The organism is Haloarcula hispanica ATCC 33960 (genome assembly GCF_000223905.1).
GTDB lineage: Archaea > Halobacteriota > Halobacteria > Halobacteriales > Haloarculaceae > Haloarcula > Haloarcula hispanica.
The window spans coordinates 26244-43855 of sequence record NC_015943.1; the positions used below are offsets into that span (position 1 = coordinate 26244).

25 protein-coding genes and 2 pseudogenes are annotated in these 17612 nt (G+C 55.3%); 13 read left to right on the top strand and 14 right to left on the bottom strand.

Annotation, left to right across the window (positions count from 1 at the left end; translation table 11 throughout):
- Positions 1–23: 23 nt before the first annotated feature.
- From cutA to HAH_RS15255, 6 genes and pseudogenes are all read right to left on the bottom strand, one after another.
- Positions 24–332 carry a divalent-cation tolerance protein CutA gene (gene cutA, locus HAH_RS15235; protein ID WP_014030587.1) on the bottom strand — a complete coding sequence of 103 codons (309 nt, stop codon included), beginning with the start codon at positions 330–332 and terminating at the stop codon, positions 24–26.
- Between the two features lie 292 nt (positions 333–624).
- Entirely contained in the window at positions 625–822 is a 198-nt protein-coding gene (locus tag HAH_RS15240) for a hypothetical protein (RefSeq protein ID WP_233425861.1), read from the bottom strand.
- A 105-nt stretch (positions 823–927) separates the two neighbouring features.
- A pseudogene (locus HAH_RS20475) lies at positions 928–1068 on the bottom strand (cell division control protein Cdc6); the annotation flags it as partial.
- A pseudogene (locus HAH_RS20480) lies at positions 1050–1321 on the bottom strand (type IV toxin-antitoxin system AbiEi family antitoxin domain-containing protein); the annotation flags it as partial. The pseudogenes HAH_RS20480 and HAH_RS20475, both read right to left, overlap by 19 nt.
- 1 nt (position 1322) lies before the next feature.
- Entirely contained in the window at positions 1323–1688 is a 366-nt protein-coding gene (locus HAH_RS19210) for a VOC family protein (protein ID WP_023842880.1), read from the bottom strand.
- Between the two features lie 491 nt (positions 1689–2179).
- Positions 2180–2440, bottom strand: coding sequence for a hypothetical protein (locus tag HAH_RS15255; protein WP_014030591.1), 261 nt, complete (start codon positions 2438–2440; stop codon positions 2180–2182).
- 85 nt (positions 2441–2525) lie between these two features.
- On the opposite strand from HAH_RS15255, the gene HAH_RS15260 reads away from it, so the two are divergent.
- A complete protein-coding gene (locus HAH_RS15260; RefSeq protein WP_014030592.1) occupies positions 2526–2771 on the top strand; it encodes a hypothetical protein in 246 nt (81 codons plus the stop codon).
- A gap of 313 nt (positions 2772–3084) precedes the next feature.
- Here the strand turns inward: HAH_RS15260 and HAH_RS15265 are convergent, their stop codons facing one another.
- From HAH_RS15265 to HAH_RS15280, 4 genes are all read right to left on the bottom strand, one after another.
- A complete protein-coding gene (locus HAH_RS15265) occupies positions 3085–3960 on the bottom strand; it encodes a hypothetical protein (protein ID WP_044952566.1) in 876 nt (291 codons plus the stop codon).
- 271 nt (positions 3961–4231) lie between these two features.
- Positions 4232–4444, bottom strand: coding sequence for a hypothetical protein (locus HAH_RS15270; RefSeq protein ID WP_014030594.1), 213 nt, complete (start codon positions 4442–4444; stop codon positions 4232–4234).
- Complete coding sequence (locus HAH_RS15275) at positions 4444–4743, bottom strand: hypothetical protein (protein ID WP_014030595.1); 300 nt, start codon at positions 4741–4743, stop codon at positions 4444–4446. Before HAH_RS15275 ends, HAH_RS15270 begins: the two co-directional genes overlap by 1 nt.
- A gap of 1168 nt (positions 4744–5911) precedes the next feature.
- On the bottom strand, positions 5912–6226 hold the full coding sequence (locus HAH_RS15280; RefSeq protein ID WP_014030597.1) for a helix-turn-helix transcriptional regulator: 315 nt from the start codon (positions 6224–6226) through the stop codon (positions 5912–5914).
- A gap of 514 nt (positions 6227–6740) precedes the next feature.
- Between HAH_RS15280 and HAH_RS19215 the strand changes: the two genes are divergently transcribed.
- Positions 6741–6902 carry a hypothetical protein gene (locus tag HAH_RS19215; protein ID WP_004966292.1) on the top strand — a complete coding sequence of 54 codons (162 nt, stop codon included), beginning with the start codon at positions 6741–6743 and terminating at the stop codon, positions 6900–6902.
- Here HAH_RS19215 and HAH_RS20485 read toward each other — a convergent pair.
- Positions 6863–7102 carry a FaeA/PapI family transcriptional regulator gene (locus HAH_RS20485; protein WP_044952568.1) on the bottom strand — a complete coding sequence of 80 codons (240 nt, stop codon included), beginning with the start codon at positions 7100–7102 and terminating at the stop codon, positions 6863–6865. The genes HAH_RS19215 and HAH_RS20485 overlap by 40 nt on opposite strands.
- A 153-nt stretch (positions 7103–7255) precedes the next feature.
- On the opposite strand from HAH_RS20485, the gene HAH_RS15285 reads away from it, so the two are divergent.
- The 4 genes from HAH_RS15285 to tcmP all read left to right on the top strand — a co-directional run bounded on the left by HAH_RS15285 (position 7256) and on the right by tcmP (position 10293).
- The gene (locus HAH_RS15285) at positions 7256–7552 is read left to right on the top strand and encodes a hypothetical protein (protein ID WP_014030598.1); all 297 of its coding nucleotides are present in this window, start codon (positions 7256–7258) and stop codon (positions 7550–7552) included.
- Entirely contained in the window at positions 7549–7800 is a 252-nt protein-coding gene (locus tag HAH_RS19225) for a hypothetical protein (RefSeq protein WP_023842881.1), read from the top strand. Before HAH_RS15285 ends, HAH_RS19225 begins: the two co-directional genes overlap by 4 nt.
- Positions 7801–7966: 166 nt before the next feature.
- Entirely contained in the window at positions 7967–8980 is a 1014-nt protein-coding gene (locus tag HAH_RS15290) for a hypothetical protein (protein ID WP_014030600.1), read from the top strand.
- A gap of 293 nt (positions 8981–9273) precedes the next feature.
- On the top strand, positions 9274–10293 hold the full coding sequence (gene tcmP, locus HAH_RS15295) for a three-Cys-motif partner protein TcmP (RefSeq protein WP_014030601.1): 1020 nt from the start codon (positions 9274–9276) through the stop codon (positions 10291–10293).
- A 21-nt stretch (positions 10294–10314) separates the two neighbouring features.
- Here the strand turns inward: tcmP and HAH_RS15300 are convergent, their stop codons facing one another.
- Positions 10315–11184 carry a radical SAM family protein gene (locus HAH_RS15300; protein WP_324603370.1) on the bottom strand — a complete coding sequence of 290 codons (870 nt, stop codon included), beginning with the start codon at positions 11182–11184 and terminating at the stop codon, positions 10315–10317.
- A gap of 313 nt (positions 11185–11497) precedes the next feature.
- Between HAH_RS15300 and HAH_RS15305 the strand changes: the two genes are divergently transcribed.
- Positions 11498–12841, top strand: a complete 1344-nt coding sequence (locus tag HAH_RS15305; protein WP_014030603.1) for an SPL family radical SAM protein — start codon at positions 11498–11500, stop codon at positions 12839–12841.
- 267 nt (positions 12842–13108) lie between these two features.
- Here HAH_RS15305 and HAH_RS15310 read toward each other — a convergent pair whose 3' ends face one another.
- Positions 13109–14068, bottom strand: coding sequence for a hypothetical protein (locus HAH_RS15310; protein ID WP_014030604.1), 960 nt, complete (start codon positions 14066–14068; stop codon positions 13109–13111).
- Between the two features lie 72 nt (positions 14069–14140).
- Entirely contained in the window at positions 14141–14785 is a 645-nt protein-coding gene (locus HAH_RS15315) for an ArsR/SmtB family transcription factor (protein WP_023842882.1), read from the bottom strand.
- A 338-nt stretch (positions 14786–15123) separates the two neighbouring features.
- On the opposite strand from HAH_RS15315, the gene HAH_RS15320 reads away from it, so the two are divergent.
- The 6 genes from HAH_RS15320 to HAH_RS20035 all read left to right on the top strand — a co-directional run bounded on the left by HAH_RS15320 (position 15124) and on the right by HAH_RS20035 (position 17328).
- Positions 15124–15420, top strand: coding sequence for a hypothetical protein (locus HAH_RS15320; RefSeq protein WP_014030607.1), 297 nt, complete (start codon positions 15124–15126; stop codon positions 15418–15420).
- A gap of 363 nt (positions 15421–15783) precedes the next feature.
- Positions 15784–15933, top strand: coding sequence for a hypothetical protein (locus HAH_RS20030; RefSeq protein WP_014030608.1), 150 nt, complete (start codon positions 15784–15786; stop codon positions 15931–15933).
- 113 nt (positions 15934–16046) lie between these two features.
- Positions 16047–16316 (top strand): type II toxin-antitoxin system HicB family antitoxin, encoded by a 270-nt coding sequence (locus HAH_RS15325; protein WP_007189808.1) that lies wholly within the window; start codon positions 16047–16049, stop codon positions 16314–16316.
- The gene (locus tag HAH_RS15330) at positions 16317–16568 is read left to right on the top strand and encodes a type II toxin-antitoxin system HicA family toxin (protein ID WP_023842884.1); all 252 of its coding nucleotides are present in this window, start codon (positions 16317–16319) and stop codon (positions 16566–16568) included.
- A 320-nt stretch (positions 16569–16888) separates the two neighbouring features.
- A complete protein-coding gene (locus HAH_RS15335) occupies positions 16889–17149 on the top strand; it encodes a hypothetical protein (protein ID WP_014030611.1) in 261 nt (86 codons plus the stop codon).
- Positions 17150–17172: 23 nt separating this feature from the next.
- On the top strand, positions 17173–17328 hold the full coding sequence (locus HAH_RS20035) for a hypothetical protein (protein ID WP_014030612.1): 156 nt from the start codon (positions 17173–17175) through the stop codon (positions 17326–17328).
- Positions 17329–17612 lie beyond the last annotated feature (284 nt).

Consider the following 17612-nt stretch of genomic DNA (forward strand, 5'->3'; position numbering starts at 1 on the left):
AAAAGATGGCTCCATTTCAGCGGTTATTCAGCGTCCACGTTCCTGGTTCGCCAGTCCGAAAAGGGCACAAAAATATCAGTTTCGTCAAAGCGTTCGATACACGGGACCTCGTAGGGGTGCAACTCAACAACCCGGTCGCGAAGATCGGGATACCGGTCGGCTGTCGTCTTCGCCAGAAGGATTTCCTCAGCATCGGTATGGATTTCGCCCTCCCATCGATATATCGAGTCACAGGCCACACGGTTCACACACGCTGCAAGTCGTTCCTCAACGAGTGTCTGCGCGATCTCCGTTGCAGCCTCTTGTGGAGCTGTGATATAGATCGTCGGCATCAGTTACTGCATTGGGATACACGTATATCAGAACTCCCGCTGCTCGACTTGCGACAGAGTTAGACCGACAGAGGAAGCGTCGCCACGCGGACAGCAAATACCCTCTGACGCTCGCAGCAGTTGAACCACTACGCTCGGTCTTGCCAATGTGGCCTCCCCACAGACGCTTCTGAATTAGGACGGTGTACCGTCCACAGAATCGTAGATGTGCTAGCACCGGAACATCGGTGTTCGGTAAGAACGGCAAGGTTCTCACCGTGTCAGGATTGGCATGGCTCGCTGGTCGATCCCACTACTCTTCACTGCTGGGGGCGATACCGAGCCAGACCGCGATATATCGATACGTAAAGACAATGCCGAGGATAATCACCATTTCAATCCAGAATGAAATCTCACCCACAGCCGCTTGAAGCACTTCAAGGATGAAAAACACCAGAAGTAATAACGCAATATAGTACAGCGCGAGTTCCGGCAGTTGGTCTTTGTCCATGCATTCCATACGACGGGACCCCTCTCAAACTCTTTCCTCTACGCCGACAGGGTCAGCTACAATCGAACACAGTCCGGCCGGAAGGATCGAAAACCGGCGACGAGGGTCGATCGCCTTCCGTGCGTCACCGTGACTTTGTACAGCGAACGCCGCCACGAGCGGAATCACATCGGCTTCGAGAGCATCTCGGTGGAACGCATCACGTCGATTTTCGGGAATTTCGCGCAACTGGTTCGCATCGTAGTTGCGAGTTCTCGACGGACACCGTAGAACCTGGGAGTGGTCCGCACAGTCGACCAGTGGTTCTCTAAATCGCTGACCCGAACGGTCGTCCCCTCGATAGATGTCGGCTCAAAGCCGAAGAATTTCTGCTCTATGACCGTCGTGATGCGAAACAAGGCGCTGTGAATCACCCGGCTTTGTGTCCGGGTCGTGTGACGACGTACCCCGTCCGGGAGACCTGTTCGGTCAGCCTGTGGTAGCTGAGAGCGCTGTAGTAGCTATTGTTGGTACTCGCTGACGCAGAATCCGTTACCCTCGGGATCTGACATCACTGTCCAAGTGGCGGTGTGCGTTTCGTATTCTTCGGTCTTGGTTTCGCGGACAGACCCACCTATGTTACAGAGTTGTTCGACTGTCTCCCTTCGATTCTCGGTTGAGACATCAAGATGAATGGGGAGATCTCGCTCCGTTCCTTTCGGTTGTTCTTTGAACAGCAAATCCGGACCATCTCCAGGCAGGTCAACGATTTCAGGTTCAAGCGATTCTGGCAGCTCACGTCGTGTACCTCCGAGAGCGACTGACCAGAACTCTGCCAGTTGTTCCACTTCATCACAAGCAAAGGTAATAAATTGCACGCTTGGCATGCATTTTGGTTATATTCCGGAGGGTAAAAACACCTATTGGATACGGAAAGTACTACCACGACTATCACCGGGAAATCCTCTGGGGAGACCGATAACCCTGTATCTTAATGAGGTGAAGGTGGACCGATTGTGTAGTATTATTGATAACCCGAATAATTCGCTGAATGAATGACTGACTGACGCAGGAATAGAGTATAGATAAGGGTGAAGGCATTCCCCTCAGGTAACAAGATACCGTAATCAAATTCCCCACCACTCTACATATGTAACCAGATGGTTTCAAGAAATACATTAACGTGGATGGCTGGATACCTGCTCGTCCTGCTCTCGGCGGCTGTGATGGCATTACCCCAAACGACTGGCTCCAAATCAGGTGCAGTACTGCTAATAGCAGCGGCAATCGTCGGTCATATTCTGTCTGGATTGCGGGTACGGTATTTTCGATAACGCCCGGGGACCTATTACCGAGGTGTCCGGATTCACAACGACGGCTAACTCGGCAGTAGCCGATCCAAAACGACACTCGTCCCGTCCTCGGTCCAGGGCACTGCATTCTCTAGCACGTTCTCGTCATTTTCGTCGACGTCGAGAATACCGGGTTCGACGAGACGGGGACCATCCTCCCGTTCGGCGGTGAGAGTCAGGCACAGCTGGCCGTCGACCTTCCCACCGACAACCGAGATCGTCGCAACTTCGTCGGGAAACGAGACGGTCGTCCAGCCATCGGGTTTCCGGACCCGGAATTCGGGCATCAGTTCTTCTTTTCTCGGCAAGCAGTATCAGCACTCTGGCTGGCATCCGAGCCATTTTGTGTCTCCCTCGGAGCCGGAGGAGAGCATGAGTACGACAGCACCTTCCTTCGAGGAGTATGACTTCGACCACGGCGATCGCGTCCGAGCCGACTGGACTGACGGAGACGGCCCACTCGATGCAGTTGTCGGAACCGTTGCAGAGATTTCGTGTTCCGGCGGCAACGTGGTTGTCTCTGTCGAGGCTGACGACGACCAGTATCCCGACCGCTCGATCTACGGCGGGACCCATGATTGCGCTCCCGAGTGGGTCGAGCCACTAGAGCAATCTTAGTCTGACAGCAAGGGAACTCGCCCGTATTTTGTGAGCCTCCACCGGGTGAGAGGCGTTCCAGAGAAGGCCTATCAGCCATATCCGAACAGGCAGGCGATCCAGACCAGTACCAAGATGGATCTGTCACACCCGTTGTGACCACTGGAATCGCTGTGGTCGCTCCGTTCGTGTTACGACCACTCACTATACTCCTGAAAACAGGGGATCGCTCCCGGTTGCTGCAGCTAGGAAACAGCGGCGGCGGCAGCGGTAGGGCACGTACCACCGCGTCCAGTAGCGTCGGTTCGTGTCCTATCCGGCGTGTGTCACAGGGTCAGGGCGAGGACTCCACCACAACGGGTGTGACGCCACCTGTCGCGGCTTTGTGGTCGCTGTTCTCCAACAAATCGAGACCGATGTAGCGTTTTTCGAGCAACCCTTCGGCTGTTGCCATATCCATCGCGAGAATGTCGGTTTGGGTCTGGTCCCGTCCGACCTGCCGGGTTTTCTCGACGATGTCGTCGCCGCCGATGTCGACCAGTGTCTCCCAGACGCGCTTGATCGTCTGGCGATGGGGTTCCTTCCCGAGTTCGGCGGTCAGGGCGGTCTCCATATCGCTCTTGGTCATGAAGACGCCGCTACCGTCGGTTCGTGTCGTGGCAAATTCCGGCCAGCGCTTGGCGATGCTGATCGCGCGGTAGGTGTTCTGGCGGTTCGACCGTTCGACGAACATGGTCTTGACCTTCGATTGGCGGCAATTCGCGAAGAAATCCAGCGGCGAGGTGCTGGGTTCGATGCCCTCGGGGAGCTGCTCGGCGTCTTCCTGCTGGTCGGTGTCGGCTTCGAGTTGCTGGGCTTTGGCGATGGCACTCTTGGCGACGTCGCGGGTGGTTTCCTGCTTTGCTTCGAGGTCGTCGAGGCGCTGGTCGTTCGTGGCGGCGTCACCGACGGCTGTGGTGGCAACCTCGTGGGTCTGTTCGAGGTCGGCCTCTAGTTCGGCGACGCGTTCGTGGAGGTCATCGATGGTCTTGACTAGCGTCTCAAGAACACTCGAAACGAGGGGTGACACGTCGCCGTCGAGGTCGCTGATGAGCGCCTGGAGTGCGTCGGTATCCGTCTCAGCCTGTCCGATGTCCATGTCGAGGTGGTCGGCGAGGGCTTGGTCGGTGGCTGTATCGTCGTCGTCGTTAGGGCTTGTTTGTCGTGGCATTGTGACCACAGGACCCGTGCTCGGAATCGAACCGAGCAGTGCTGACCACAGCACGGGCTGTCGGTGACGTAGCTGGCGCTTTCTGGACGAGTGGTTGGCTCGTGGCAACCCCGCCCCGTCTAGTGGATTTGCGTCGTGGCACCGCGCCGACGACGAGCAGTGCGTGTGTGCTGTCGTCGCCCGAACCAGCGTGGCGCTGGGTTCACCGGTCGGGCTCCGCTGGTGGCAGGGGTACAGTCGTGGCTGGGACCGGAGTGGGTGCTATGGTGGGTCACGTTTCGATCACTGCTCGGCGCTCGATGGCGACATCGTGGGCGTGGTCCCCGTGATGGTACTGGTCGTAGTAGTTCTCGATGGAGGGGAAGTCAGCCGTCCATTCGGTGTAATGTTCGAGGTCGCCGACGTGGTAGTGGAGTCGCCACTGGGCTGTGTCTGATGACGCTGTCTCGGTGGCAGGTTCCGGTGATGGATCAGCGCGGGCCATCAGTCATCCCCTCCTGCGAATGGCTCAGGACGGCTGCTCTCGCGTTCAACCAGCGCACAATCTGTGACCGGAACGGTGAACGACATCAGCTCGCCAGTCTGACCGATTGCGTCGACCAGCCGTCGGCGCGTGGTCGTGTCTGGTTCAGACGCCTGCAACCGACGGAGCGGTTCTGTCGTGAGGTCGGCCAGTAACACGCCCGTGACGTGTTCGTCGTCGACAGTACGGACCAGCAACAGCGGGTTACTATTGGTGGTCGTAATGGCGACGATCTCGCTGACGGTCGGGTGGGTAGTCATCGCCCCACCTCCCAATAGAGTGAGCAATTGATGGGGCGTTGATACCCACTCGGAAACGCAGTACCGGATAACTGATGGCCAAAACGACTTTTATGTGTACTTACCAATGAATCGGATGAGTTCCCGAGGCCGGAGTGACTGTCAGTGGTGCCAATCGGAGGTAGTAGTTGGTCCGGATCCGGAACTCGGTGTCGGGGCCGATGAGCTCGAATGGTGGCGGAAGCGCTAGCTTCAGTACGGCTGTCCCCCGGCTGGCCACCATTCTGTCGCCGGTACGCTTGCGGCTGTGTCGTACTCCATGAGCGGACAAACTGTGAGTCTGAGTCACAACTGTTTTTGATACCAACTCCATACCGGTCGGTTGGGTACTGGTCTCTATTCCATCCCCCCATGGACCCACCCCGAATCATCGATTTGCCCGAGGCCAGAACCCGTCGTCGTGGATGACGACTTCCGGTGGTGCGTTGCACGCCACTTCCTACACCCCCCAGCAGCCCACCACTTTCATACCACGACCCACTCTCCTGACGAGTCAGTTGTCTACGTGGCAGTGAGACTGGAGGTTGCTGGCATCGGGGCCGACTGGTACGAGGATAATACCGGTGCTTGCTTGCGATTCGACGGAAACCGCAAGCGATTTTATTCCGAATCGTGCTATCTTCAGTTGGGTTCTGGTCCCCGCTCAGCATCCCCATAGGACCCATCTGATTCATCAAGTAGTCTGGGTCCAGAACCCGTCGCCGATTCAGGCGACGCTGAATGGGCTGTGATACGCCATTTCCCCGTGGCTGTCCCCCATTCTTCTCCTGAGATGACTGGTGCCAGTGTGTAGTCTGGTTCCGATATGCGGAATTACGTCTCTGAGTATGGACTCCACCGGAGTCTGAGTGGGCAGCGAATCGGGCAGCTGGAGGCTTGAAACTGCGTGACAGGGGCAAATTAAAATTAATTAGGAGGAGTGCATAGCGTAGACACGGGTTCTGATCCCCGCTACAGGCTGGATCCCAGGATGGTTTCAGTTGGGCCATGCCGTGAGCAGGGTCCAGAACCCGCCCGTGCCTCTGACAGACGGGTGGCAAATTCTGTGCCCGTTGCCACCCCACACTCGCCTTCGGGTAGCTGTATAAAAGCCGCGTGATATCAGAGCCACGGGAGTGTACAGGTACCGTCACTGTTGGGCACCTCTGGTCAGACGGAGGTGGTCACAGAGCCCTGCGAGCGTCTCGGCGTGGCACTGGAGCTTGTGTCTGCCAGCGTCAGTCAACGTATACACGTTGGTGCGAGCGTCGAGCTCGTCCCGGTTGATGAGATTCTGGTCAACGAGCTGGTCGAGATTCTGGTAGAGGCGGCTGTGGTTAATCGGCTCGGCGTAGCGCTCGTCGAGGTAGTCCTTGAGCGCGAGCCCGTAGGGATCGTCCTCGACGGCGGCGATGGCTTCCAAGAGATCGCGCTGGAAGCCCGTCAGATCGTGGTAGGTCGTCATCGGTCGCCTCCGGTGGTATGCATCTGGACGAAACTGAGACGTGACTTGGTAAGAGTCTGGGGCGCGCGTGACCGGAAGTGGATTTTTGGCGTCCGATTTTCGTCTCTGGCCCGCTGTGGCGTGTTCGTGGGCCGCTCAGTCGATGACCGGAAGATGACCGGAAGTGATCGGATGTACCGCTGTCTGGTGGTTTCCGAATGACTGGAAGTGCTGGTCGGTGGCGAGCGATGCGACTCTTCGTGGGTGGGCTGGGCTGCTGTCATGGGTTCAGTGCGACACTTTCCCGAAGCAACCGCTTCGGTCAGCGTCGTATATGATAATCAAGGCAGTTGGGCCCACTTATAGGTTGTGTAGACACAATGGTTTTAGAACAAATATCCCTTTTACTGAGGAGAGATACGAATAGGATGTGACTAACCGTCGTGGGCCAGACCCGACTGTCTCTGACGAAGAACTGCTTAGATCCATGCATATGGCCTACAAACCGGCTCTTGGGACGACGGAGATAGCAGATATGGTTGGAATCAGCCAACAGGCGGCATCAAAACGACTCAGTCGATTAGAGGAAGAGAGACTGATTGAATCGGATAAAATTGGCAATGCCAGAGCATGGTGGCTCACTGATAACGGCCGTCGTTACTTAGATTCGTCCGAAAAAGAGCCATCCAGCCAATAAATAAACGGCCCGCCGCCGATCCGCGAACGGTTGATTTTATTTTGTTCGTCGAGCCTCTCCAACCGCTGGCGTACTCTCCAGTTGGATAAATCGACCAATTCAGCAACCTCCCCAGCTGTTGCGAATGGTCTGCCGGTTTGACTGATTGCCTTGATTAGCTCGTTATCACTGACCGTTGGTTCCGGACCCTTCGTAGACATAGGTGTCTAACCGACTATTGTTGTATCAGAACAATAGTTTTATTGGTGTGTCGCCACAACAGATTAGATAGGAACACACGCGCTGCTGGTCGATTTCTTACGAAATCGCCCCGGTGCTGAGACACCGAGGCGCGTGGTTCCAGATAAGAACCAATGGCAACTACGCAATCCAATCCACAAGAACGTACCGCACGCGAACTACTCACCCAGGGCCGACCGCTGTTTCTCGGCGTCGACGGCGAGGGGGCAGCGCACTACTGGGACAGTTATGAATTTGCTGTGGCTGTTGTCGAGGCTGATAGTGAGGCAGAAAAAGTTGTGTTAGCCGAGACGCCCTTTGAGACGCTCGCACAGTGGTGCGAGTACACTCGTGGCGAGCGTGGGTGGGACATCGGGCCGCACGTCGGTGGCTCGCTCGTCGGCGATCTCGTGCGAGGTGTTGAAGCGTGAGCTGCACTGTGGAAGAGCGCAAGCGGGTTCGTCGGGCAGCGAGAGCGATTCAAGAGGAAGTGCCGACCGAGTCGGTCGACGTGCTCGCACCGAGCGCGAGTCAGTACGGTGCATGGACACTTGACGCTGTGTTGCGTGGTTCGGAGGGTGTGCCACCGGAAGTGCTCAGGGAGTTGGCGCTCGCTGGGTTGACGCTCCAGCCGACGCCGTCGCAAGCTGAGTATCAGCACGTGGCGGCGACAACATAAACCAATAGCCAAGTTATTTTCACTATAGCACAAGAGATACCAAAAATCTAAAGGTGAAGAATTACGAGAAATATATCTGTTGACAGCTATATTTGATATGCCCAGACAGTGTTAATATAATTATAATTTCGTTGACTTCATAAACCTCCGTCTTCAAATTGGTTCTATGGTGGAATCCGCTCGCTTTACGGCTATTGATATAGCGTCTGAGGCTGATACAGAGCGTTTACAGAGCTACGGCCAGAATTTAGATTACTACATAGATAATAATTACACGTATATCCCGATGCCAGAGGATGATAAGTACTATGACAGAGATGAAGGTGTTTTAAAAGATATTGACGATAATCAATGGGTTGATGAACGGAGCGGACTGGACGAAGTCTTAGAAAAACTCCAAAACCACCCGTTTCTGTTGGTGAAAAAGTTTGAAAACGCCTATTTTAACCCGGCACCCAATAACGAAGCCAGCCCTAGTCTAAACGATAATGAAGATTCGGATGGAGGAGAGCAACCAAACGATAGAATAGAATCAAAAGAAGATCAGGAGAGAGGCGATGATTCGGAGAGCGGAGAGGACACGACAAGTATAGAAGTTGAATATACTATCAAAGGGCCAGAAGAGGTAACTGGTGATTTAGTTGATGACCCTGATTCTGAAATTTATGATGATATGATTACCGCAAAAGAGTATTTTCAACAATATCCTGAACTTGCCAATGAAGAGTTGGGTAGCTTATACGATATTATAACTTTAGCTGATTTGAATAGACGGACAGTCAAGCAGATCGCCTATCCTTCGGTAGCAGAACTTGCAGATGTTCTATCGCAGCAGATACAATCTGAATACCCAAACCCCGAGCCGCTATACCCTCAATTGAAACCAGCTACAATCGGAAATTGGATTCAAAATAAGGAGGAAGGCTTAGATGTTCATATTGCTGAATACATGAATCTGATGGAAATGAAACAAATAATCGTCAGTTCTGATGATGGCTTCGTTGAACAATGCGGTTTTGAATCTAAGACAAAGTGCCGGAATAAACTGGGCAGTATTAATCAATTACGTAAGAAAATCATGCACGCAAATCGGACATTGATTCATAATGAGGACGATCTCCACAAGACACTTGAAAGAATTGAGACTGCACAGGAGATAGTTGACGAAATTAACAACTGAAACCTAATCTTTATAAAAATCCACTATTATCTCAATATGGCACTGTCTAGTTGAAGAAGTTTGAGAAGCAAGGAGGCCGTAGCGAGAGGTGTCCCTGCAACTCGCCAGTCCATCGCGAACGTCGTCGACGGTGGACAATATCATCTTCTGAAGCAGATATACCAGCAAATCGGTCTTCGTTAAGAGGTTCACAAGTCACCGAGGTAGGCAACCACGACCCGAATAGGAATGTCGAAGTCTGACCTCTGACTAAGCAACAATTAACTGGTAGTATATCTTTGTCGGAATATACGATGGATTCGTCGGAATATATCAAGAAACGAATTCAATCACTGACCGAAGACTCCGACGAGATACGTAGCCTCTCTCCGGTCACAAATGACTTCGATAGCTGGTCCGCGTTGAAACTGATCCTCCATTCCGCTGCAGTGAACATGTATACCACAGTCTTGGAGAACACTGACTACTTCCAGGACCTCTTCTACATTGATGCACTCGCCGGCTCAGGCGTCTCAACATACGGAGACGACGATACCTGTTTCCTTGGCTCGCCAATAATTGCAGCAAAAGTCGCTCAAGAGCCATTCAAGAAAATGTACCTGATTGAGTGGGATGAAGACAAGGCAGCTGCGCTCGAAACCCGACTGCAGTATATTTTCGATAATCATGCTGATGCTCTTGAACCGGAAGAATGGGAAGTGATACAAGGTGATGCCAATACGCACCTACCCAAGGTGGCGGATGATATTTCAGAGGTGAGGGAAGGTGGCTTTAATTATTATTGTTTTATTGACAATCAAGAACTCAATGTCAAGTGGGATGCGATTGACTCACTAACGCCGAAGCCCTGGGGGGATTTATTGATTAACCTGCCTACCGCCAGCGGAATAGGCCGGAATGCAACTAAAAGGCCAGTCCCCAAGGAGTTGAACGATTTCTATTGCACGGACCTGAATGAGGAGGATCTCCCACAGAGCAACGTCAGACCGAAAATGAAGGCACTTTACCGGAAATGCCTCACACAGAATGGCCGGCCCATTCAGCGAATCACCAATATTGATGCGAATGTTGGAAGCTACGAGTACGATTTGTTATATGCTACACGGGAAACTGGTGGGGAAAACGGCTACATAAGAGTAATTGAGTATGTGAAGGAGTTTATTGAGGATGTTCACGCAGGTGACGTAGATGCATTCCTTGATGTAATCCACGACGACCAGTCATCGTTTGAGCAGTACCTTCCAAATGAAGATGTTGATGACGAGATTCCGGATAAAGAAGCGGAGAGTCAAACGAGCTTAGCTGACTTCTGAGACGGGCGTCTTTGCCACAAATTATGCTGTTTGTACTGGGTACTCTGGAGGGTTGTCTGTTGGAATTTCTCGTTCCGCAAACTCCTCGGGCGACTGCCGATCTCGCCAGGACTGCAACCACGCTGCCGTCTGTTCGTCGACGTGCTTGATCAGTTGCTTGTCGGGCCACAGATGCACAGGCAAATCCAGTTCACGCCCAATCTCTTGGACCCACCGTAGGTGATTCGTCGCATACTCGACCCACTGCTCACGAGACCGCAGCGCATCCAACTCTTCAGCCAATTCCGTTTCTCCTGCGTCCCGCGCTGCTTCGACAGTCATCTCGAAGTTCCCACCACGGGGATTGATCGGTTCGTGGAACACCACAGCCGGGTCACACTCTGCGACCCGCTCCAACTGTTCCCGAAGATCGGTTTTCCCTTGTGTGGGGTATGTTGGACTCATACTGACGAACGTCTGAACACCATGCTCGTTGAATTCTTTCAGTCCTTTTAAGCGTAACTCCGGCGCTGGCGCACTTGGTTCAATTGCTCCAACGTGATCAGCGTTCATACACGGAATCGATGAGCCGATAGTGACGTGCTTCCCACCTTCCTGAAACACACCAAGGTCTTGCAGCGCCAGAATCGGATTCCGCGTTAGGACTCGTACATACTCTTCGTGGCTTGCAAGTGCATCTACGACGTTCCGAGTAATCTTCCCTGCACGACCATCCATATAGCAGTCAGTAGAGAACGACACGCCGACAACGCCCTGTCCGCGGTCGGTGTTTCGCCACGTTCGCTTCCGATCTAAGTGCTCGTCAAGCCGTTCACCTAATCCATCCCGGTAGAGCACGTAGTTCCCCCACTCTTTCTGGCCGTTGTCAACGTCGGCTTCCTCTTTGAGCATATCCGGCCGCGTCCGGATGTTCGGCGTCGAGGGAACATAGCAGAACTTGCAGCCATGCCGACAGCCTGTCGCTACGTTGACAACGTAGTCACACAGATGCTTGCTGTTGAGGCCCGACTCACTGAGAATCGCCTTTGTAGGGTCTTCTCCTGTTCGAACGTCTTCGTGGTCGTCTGTCATATGTTATCTTGTCTTTCTCGTCTACTTCTAGATATAAATACATACATCAAATGTTGCGTTCAGTTCCACTTTCACTCCGCGTGGCTGACTTCTAATGGGGTCCAGTATAAAAAGACAGGTAGGAGAGAGACGCATGGACCTCACCTGGGACACCGGCGATAGCTGGTTCGAGCGAACCTACGCCGTCGAACACGCTGGAGAGACAGTCGCGGCGTTCGATGACCAGCCATCGCTGGACGACCTCCGTGCACTCTCACGGGACTACGGTGCCCCGACCGAACGACTCGATCTCTGGCAAGCCGGGCTGCTGTGTACCCAGTGCAACGACGAAATCAACGACCGCTTTGCCGCCAATCCACAGGGAGACCTGCTATGCTGGGACTGTGCCACTGACACCGAAAGCCATGATGAGCATGGGATTACGGTTAACACTGACCCGACGAAGTCGGTGATGAGCAAGTCCCATCTCCACACCAAGAGCCTCTGTGACCACGTTATCAACGTCGCCACCGGATGCCGACACGGCTGTGAGTTCTGCTACGTGCCAACCACGCCAGCTATCGATAGCCGCGATGAGATGCTCGCCGAGCAAGCGAACGTCGACGATCCACAGACCGACTGGGGGAGCTATCTCCTATACCGGGATGACCTCCCAGAGCGACTAGGCAATATCCTCGACGAGCGTGATCCCAGCGAGCGCAAGCAGACTGAGCGCGGTCGCGGCGTCGTGATGCTGTCCAGCGGCACGGACTGTTACCAGGACCGACGGACTGCTCAGATTACCCGCGGCGCTGTTGCCGAGCTCATCACACACGACATTCCCATCCGAATCCTCACGCGAAGCCCTGCCGTAACTCGGGACATCGATCTCTTCCAGGCCGCCGGTGACCGCATTACCGTCGGCTCGTCGATTCCGTCATTCGATGCGACGCTCGTCAGAGCGATGGAACCGAACGCCCCACCACCGATGACACGCTGGCAGGCGTTAGACGAACTCCAGCAGGCCGGTGTGTCCGTGTTCGTCTCGATGTCACCCACATACCCCACGATGGGCGAAGATGACTTTCACGAGCTACTCAGCTACTTTAGAGCACTCGGTGAGGTCGTCGTCTTCCACGAGCCAATCAACCCACGCGGCGCGAACTTCCAGCAGTGCCTCAGCGCCGCCAAAGAAGCCGGCTACGACGACGTGGTCGAAGAACTCCAGCAGATGCAGGACAGCCACCAGTACTGGGTCGAGTACGCTCTTGAACAGTTGAACACGGTCCAGCAAGTCGCAACGCGCTTTGACGGGCTCGAAGTCCATTCCTGGCCAGACGATGAGTTGGTCCGCTCGACGAGTGGCCAACTGCGGTCGAAGCTCAAAGCGATGCAAGAGGCCGTCTCACCGGAGTCGTTCTCCACACATGCTACGGACGCCTCGCCTGAGCAGTCCGAATTAGCTCGGGACGGCAAATCTATAGAGCATCTCATCTAACGTGTCTATCAGGCACCGCGGCAGGGTTTGGCCGGGTTGACGTTACGGCCGTCCCGGCACATGCTGAGTATCAGCACGTTGCGGCGACGGTGTAGAAGCCGCTAACCAACAATAGCTGCTCAGAACTCACGACTGTTGGTTAGTCGAGAAGCGATTGGTTGCTGCCCGGCGTTCGTTTGTCACGAGCTCACCAGAAATATCCGCTCAGTGAGTATGCGACTGGAACTCTCAATTGGGATGAGAACAGCAGCGACAGTCGTCCCGCTATTAAGGGGACTCGCTCGTCGAGTTTGTCTCGAGGTCACAGGCCATGAGCGTCGAAACGGTGCTTGCCGTGAGTTCTCCCGTATCGTCGATCTCCGCGCGCGTCGAGGATCGGTTACAATCGAAGTTTTCGGGCGTGACCTGTTCGGTGACGGTCGTCTCGGTTTCGAGCACACCTACCGATAGGGAGTACGTATCGGACTCGCTGAGCGTAATCAGTACAGTGCCCTCAGGTTCGACCGTGTAGACGCCGTCGAAGTGCGCTGTCGAGTCCTTCTCGACGAGGATTCGCGTCGTCCACGTCTCCTCCGATGGGTTCCGGAGCATGAGCGTGTGGCTGCCTTTCCCCGTGTCTGCGGGAATCGGGTCGTCACCGAGCGTTTCCGACGCAGATTCACGAGCAGCAACGTGGTCGCTCACGACGCCTTGGCACGCCATCCGCGTGGAAATACCCAGCGAGTCAAGTGTCCCGTCGTCCTGGACGCTGATCGTCGTCTTGGTCACGTTACAGGTGAACTGGCTGGGTTCGACGGTAATCTGTTCCGTCGCATCCAACTCGGGGACGGACACACGAGCGGTGTACGTGTCGAGATCAGTGAGCGACGCCACAATGCTCGCGTTCGGTTCGAGTTCCACCGATTCCTTGAACACGGTTTCGTCCGCCGTCGAAACCGTCACCGTCCCCTGGTGAGACTCCGCCGTCGGATTCCCGAACGCGACGTGGTGGGGAGTTCTGAGACCGCGCTCATCGAGCGACTCAGCGCCGATGGTTCGCTCGACAGTGCCATCGGCGGCGACGTGTGTACGCTCGGTCTGTTGTTCAGTGTTGGTTTGCGTGTCCTCAGAGGTTGGCGTCTCGGAATCTGTCGGCGGTGAGTCACTCGATCCAGCTTGAGTGGTGCAACCGGCGACTGCGGTTGTGAGACCAATTCCTGTGCTTGCCAGAAACGTTCGCCGTTTCATACCCTACCATTGGAAGGGGGAAGTATCGCGCTATCCCAGATTCAAATACGTCTTTGAGTCCCGGCTACTCACTCACGCCGAGTGGGCGTGATTCCGTGCTGGCCGATACGTTCCCCAGTACCAAGCAACGAAGAACAACAGAATCAGGAAGATGCCAATTCCCAGCACAACTCCACCAGGCCCGGTCGCAAACGTTCCGAGCGTCTCCCACATGGTTGGGTCGGGTTGCTGAACAGGGGACGCACCAGCCCGGGGCGATGATACTGGTGTCGGTACTGACCGGCGTATATGGGCGAGTACACTGACGGCTCCGACGAGACCCACTGCGCCGAAGACGCGACTCAACGCCGTCTTGAGCGACGGGCTTGTTCGTTCTGCCCCCGCGAAGAGAACGAGCGCGCTATTGGTCGGCGCGTACACGTCCATTTCGCGGCCCTGCTCGGAATACCACGTCTCGACGACCGCCACCAGGTCTGCGTCCTGGAGTCGGTCGAGATGATAGCTGATATTCTGTACCGAGGAATTGAGTTCAGTTGCGATCTCCGATGCTGTCGTTGGTTCCGCGTATATCTGGCTGAGGATGCGGCGTGCAGTTGTTGAGGAAACTGCTGAGATGATCTGTTCCGCTGATTCATCTTCGAAGTCAACGAGCTTCGGTTCCAAACTACGATCCGAAGCTGTTTGTGGGGTGGGTTTCAGGGGTAATAATGAGGACATTGTTGTCTGATTCGCTTGTAGGAGTATGTGCTTGGGGAAGAGTCAAAGCGGTATTTGAGTCCAATTCTTGTCGAACTATGCTACTCCGAGACGCTTTCGGAGTGGTGCGAATACACGCACTTGGAGCGCGGTTGGGAGACTGGTCCGAATGTCGGTGGGTCGCTCGTCGACGATCTTGTCCGAGGCGTTGAAGCGTGAGCTGCACTGTGGAAGAACGGAAGCGCGTTCGGCGTGCTGCGCGGGCGATTCAGAAGGAAGTGCCGACTGAGTCCGTTGATGTGGTTGCACCGAGCGCGAATCCCCGCAACACTTGAACGTCGCGGGAGAGGATACGCTTGATGCCCTCCATCATCGATGAAACCGTGTTCGGCGAACCCTCCAGAGGGCTTGCAGTGGTTTATCTCTGTGGCGCACTTCTGCTGGCTGGGCAGCAAGGGTACTACGTCATTGTAGAAGGGGCAACACCGTTCTATGCTGGACTGTTTCTGAGCGCCGGGATGGCCCTCTCCGGCATTGCTGAGTCCTTGCCGAACCCTCGACGACGGGCAGCTGGCATCTTGCGGGTCACAGCACTCGTCGTGCTGGTGAGCATGCTCGTAATTTTGTTTGTCACACCCGACCTCCTTATCAACTAAGAGCGGTGATCGATTCGAACTCACTGCTGCCGGCCGGGTGTGTTCTTCAACGGGAACCGCCACGACCGCTGACGATTCACGGGGAGATCTGCCGTATCGGTCACGCCGCTACTGACAGATTCTAAGCGAGTGATCGGGTTCGCCTATACATGAGTCCGCTATACTGAGTAGAGGAAGCCATGGCGGTACCCTCTTATGACCGACCACTCGAACTCACATATGATTGGGCTGGGGACGCTACTTATAATTCTCACAGTCTTTGTGGTGATGACTCTGACTCTCGGTCTGCTACTCCGGTTGCTGAAAGACGCTGACGGACTCTGAGCAGTCAATTAACTGGACTGACTTGATCATTACAAGCAATTGACTCAGTGCCCGCTGTTTCTCGACGCCGTGCCGCGAGACACCGACGGCGTCCCAGCCGAGGTCCTCCGGGAACTGACGCTGGCCGGCCTAACGCTCCAGCCGCTGCAATCTCAAGCCGAGTATCAACACGTCGTCGCGACAGCCTGACAGAACCGAATACTTTACTCTTTTTTATTAACATACTTCGGTTCCAGTTCCCCTATCCCTCATTCCGTTTGCGCTGACCGAACGCTTATGCCACTCATACAGCAATTAGAGGTATGGCCAGTTCGACGCGCGATAGAGAGCCCCACGAGGATGAGATTCGGATGTGGCGCGAGGGGGACTCCTGGATCATCACAGATGTCGAAACCGGCATCACCACGCAGGGTGAGACGCGTCAGGAGGCTCTCGAAATGCTTGACGATGCGGTCGCGGGCTACAAGGGCGAACGCGGCCACGAACCCACCGACGAAGAACTCCGAGAGTTGGGGATTGACCCCGAAGACAATACCACCGGTAATGGCGACCTGCCCGACTTCATGCAGTAAATGCCTCGGGGCACGTTTTCTGGTCGGGACGTCGTGAAGGTCTTGGTAAATGTCGGTGGCTTCGAGTGGCGTCGGACGACTGGCGATCACGCCCAACTCTACTACCAGCACCCAACCAACGAGAGCGACCGACGACACGTTACCGTTCCGCTGCACGACGAACTCAAAACGGGAACGCTCCGAAGCATCGCCGACGATGCTGGCGCGAACGATTTTGCGGCGTTCTGTGAGTGGCTCGACCGCAATTCGTAGGCGAACCAATTCGTCACCGTCGGCTGCGAGTCCCTCGAGTCGAAGCGCTGACGCGACACCTCGATAACGGGGTATTTGACAGGCGATTCCCCTATCTTTCTGTCGAACTGCGTGCCTGTTTTGCATGGGTCGCGATGGTTTCGAGACTACTCCTGACAGTTTGCGACCCCATGCCGGGGCCTGCGGGGGGTCCCACAACGGCGCGAGTGCCTGAGTTGAACCGATAGAGCAATCCTAGTCTGACGGCGCGGACTCACCCCTATTTTGTGACCCTCCACCGGGTGAGAGGCGTTCCAGAGAGAGCGTCTTGACCACCAGCTATGTCAGAGAAACACGCGATCCAGACCAAGTTGAAGGGCTACGTCGTCATGAGCCAGAGCGGGCCAGACAGCCTCGGCTTTGGCACGTACACACGCAACCATCCCGAGTATTTGAAAGAGCGCGTTGAGGCACAGCAGTCTCCAGCAGCCGGCGGCGCGGGCAACGTCAGGCGAGCTCGCCACATCGCTCGCGAGTACCACGGCTGGGATCTACCAGACGAAAGCGAGCTCCGTCACCAAGCGATGGCGGGCGATGCGTGATGTCCAGTGACTCGTCTCAGTATATGACCTGCAGAACCGACGGATGCGACGCACCGATCTTCGACGCCGAGCGCATCGCGTGTGTCGACGGAGCGTACGGGCCCTGCATGGCTGTCGGGCGTCACGCCGGCGTCTGTTCCAGCGGCCATCTCTCTGTCTGGGACGTCGCAGAGGCCTGAGTGCTGTCGGTCGCGTACTCGCCCGTATTTTGTGTCCCCCGAGAGGGTGAGGGGTTTCCCGAACATGAGTACCGAACAGCAGTCCGTCGACGAGCAGCCTTCAGGCACCGAAGCCGGCGACCAACCAGACATTCGTGCCCAGCACCGGCAGGCACAGGCCAGTGGCGAGGTTTTTGCGGGGCGTCCCCGAGGTGAGAGGTAGATGTGTTGCCCCGACTGCCAGTAGGCCCCACAAGAGAGACTCAACCTCGACAGTTGAGAAACGGTTAACGAGGAGCATGCAA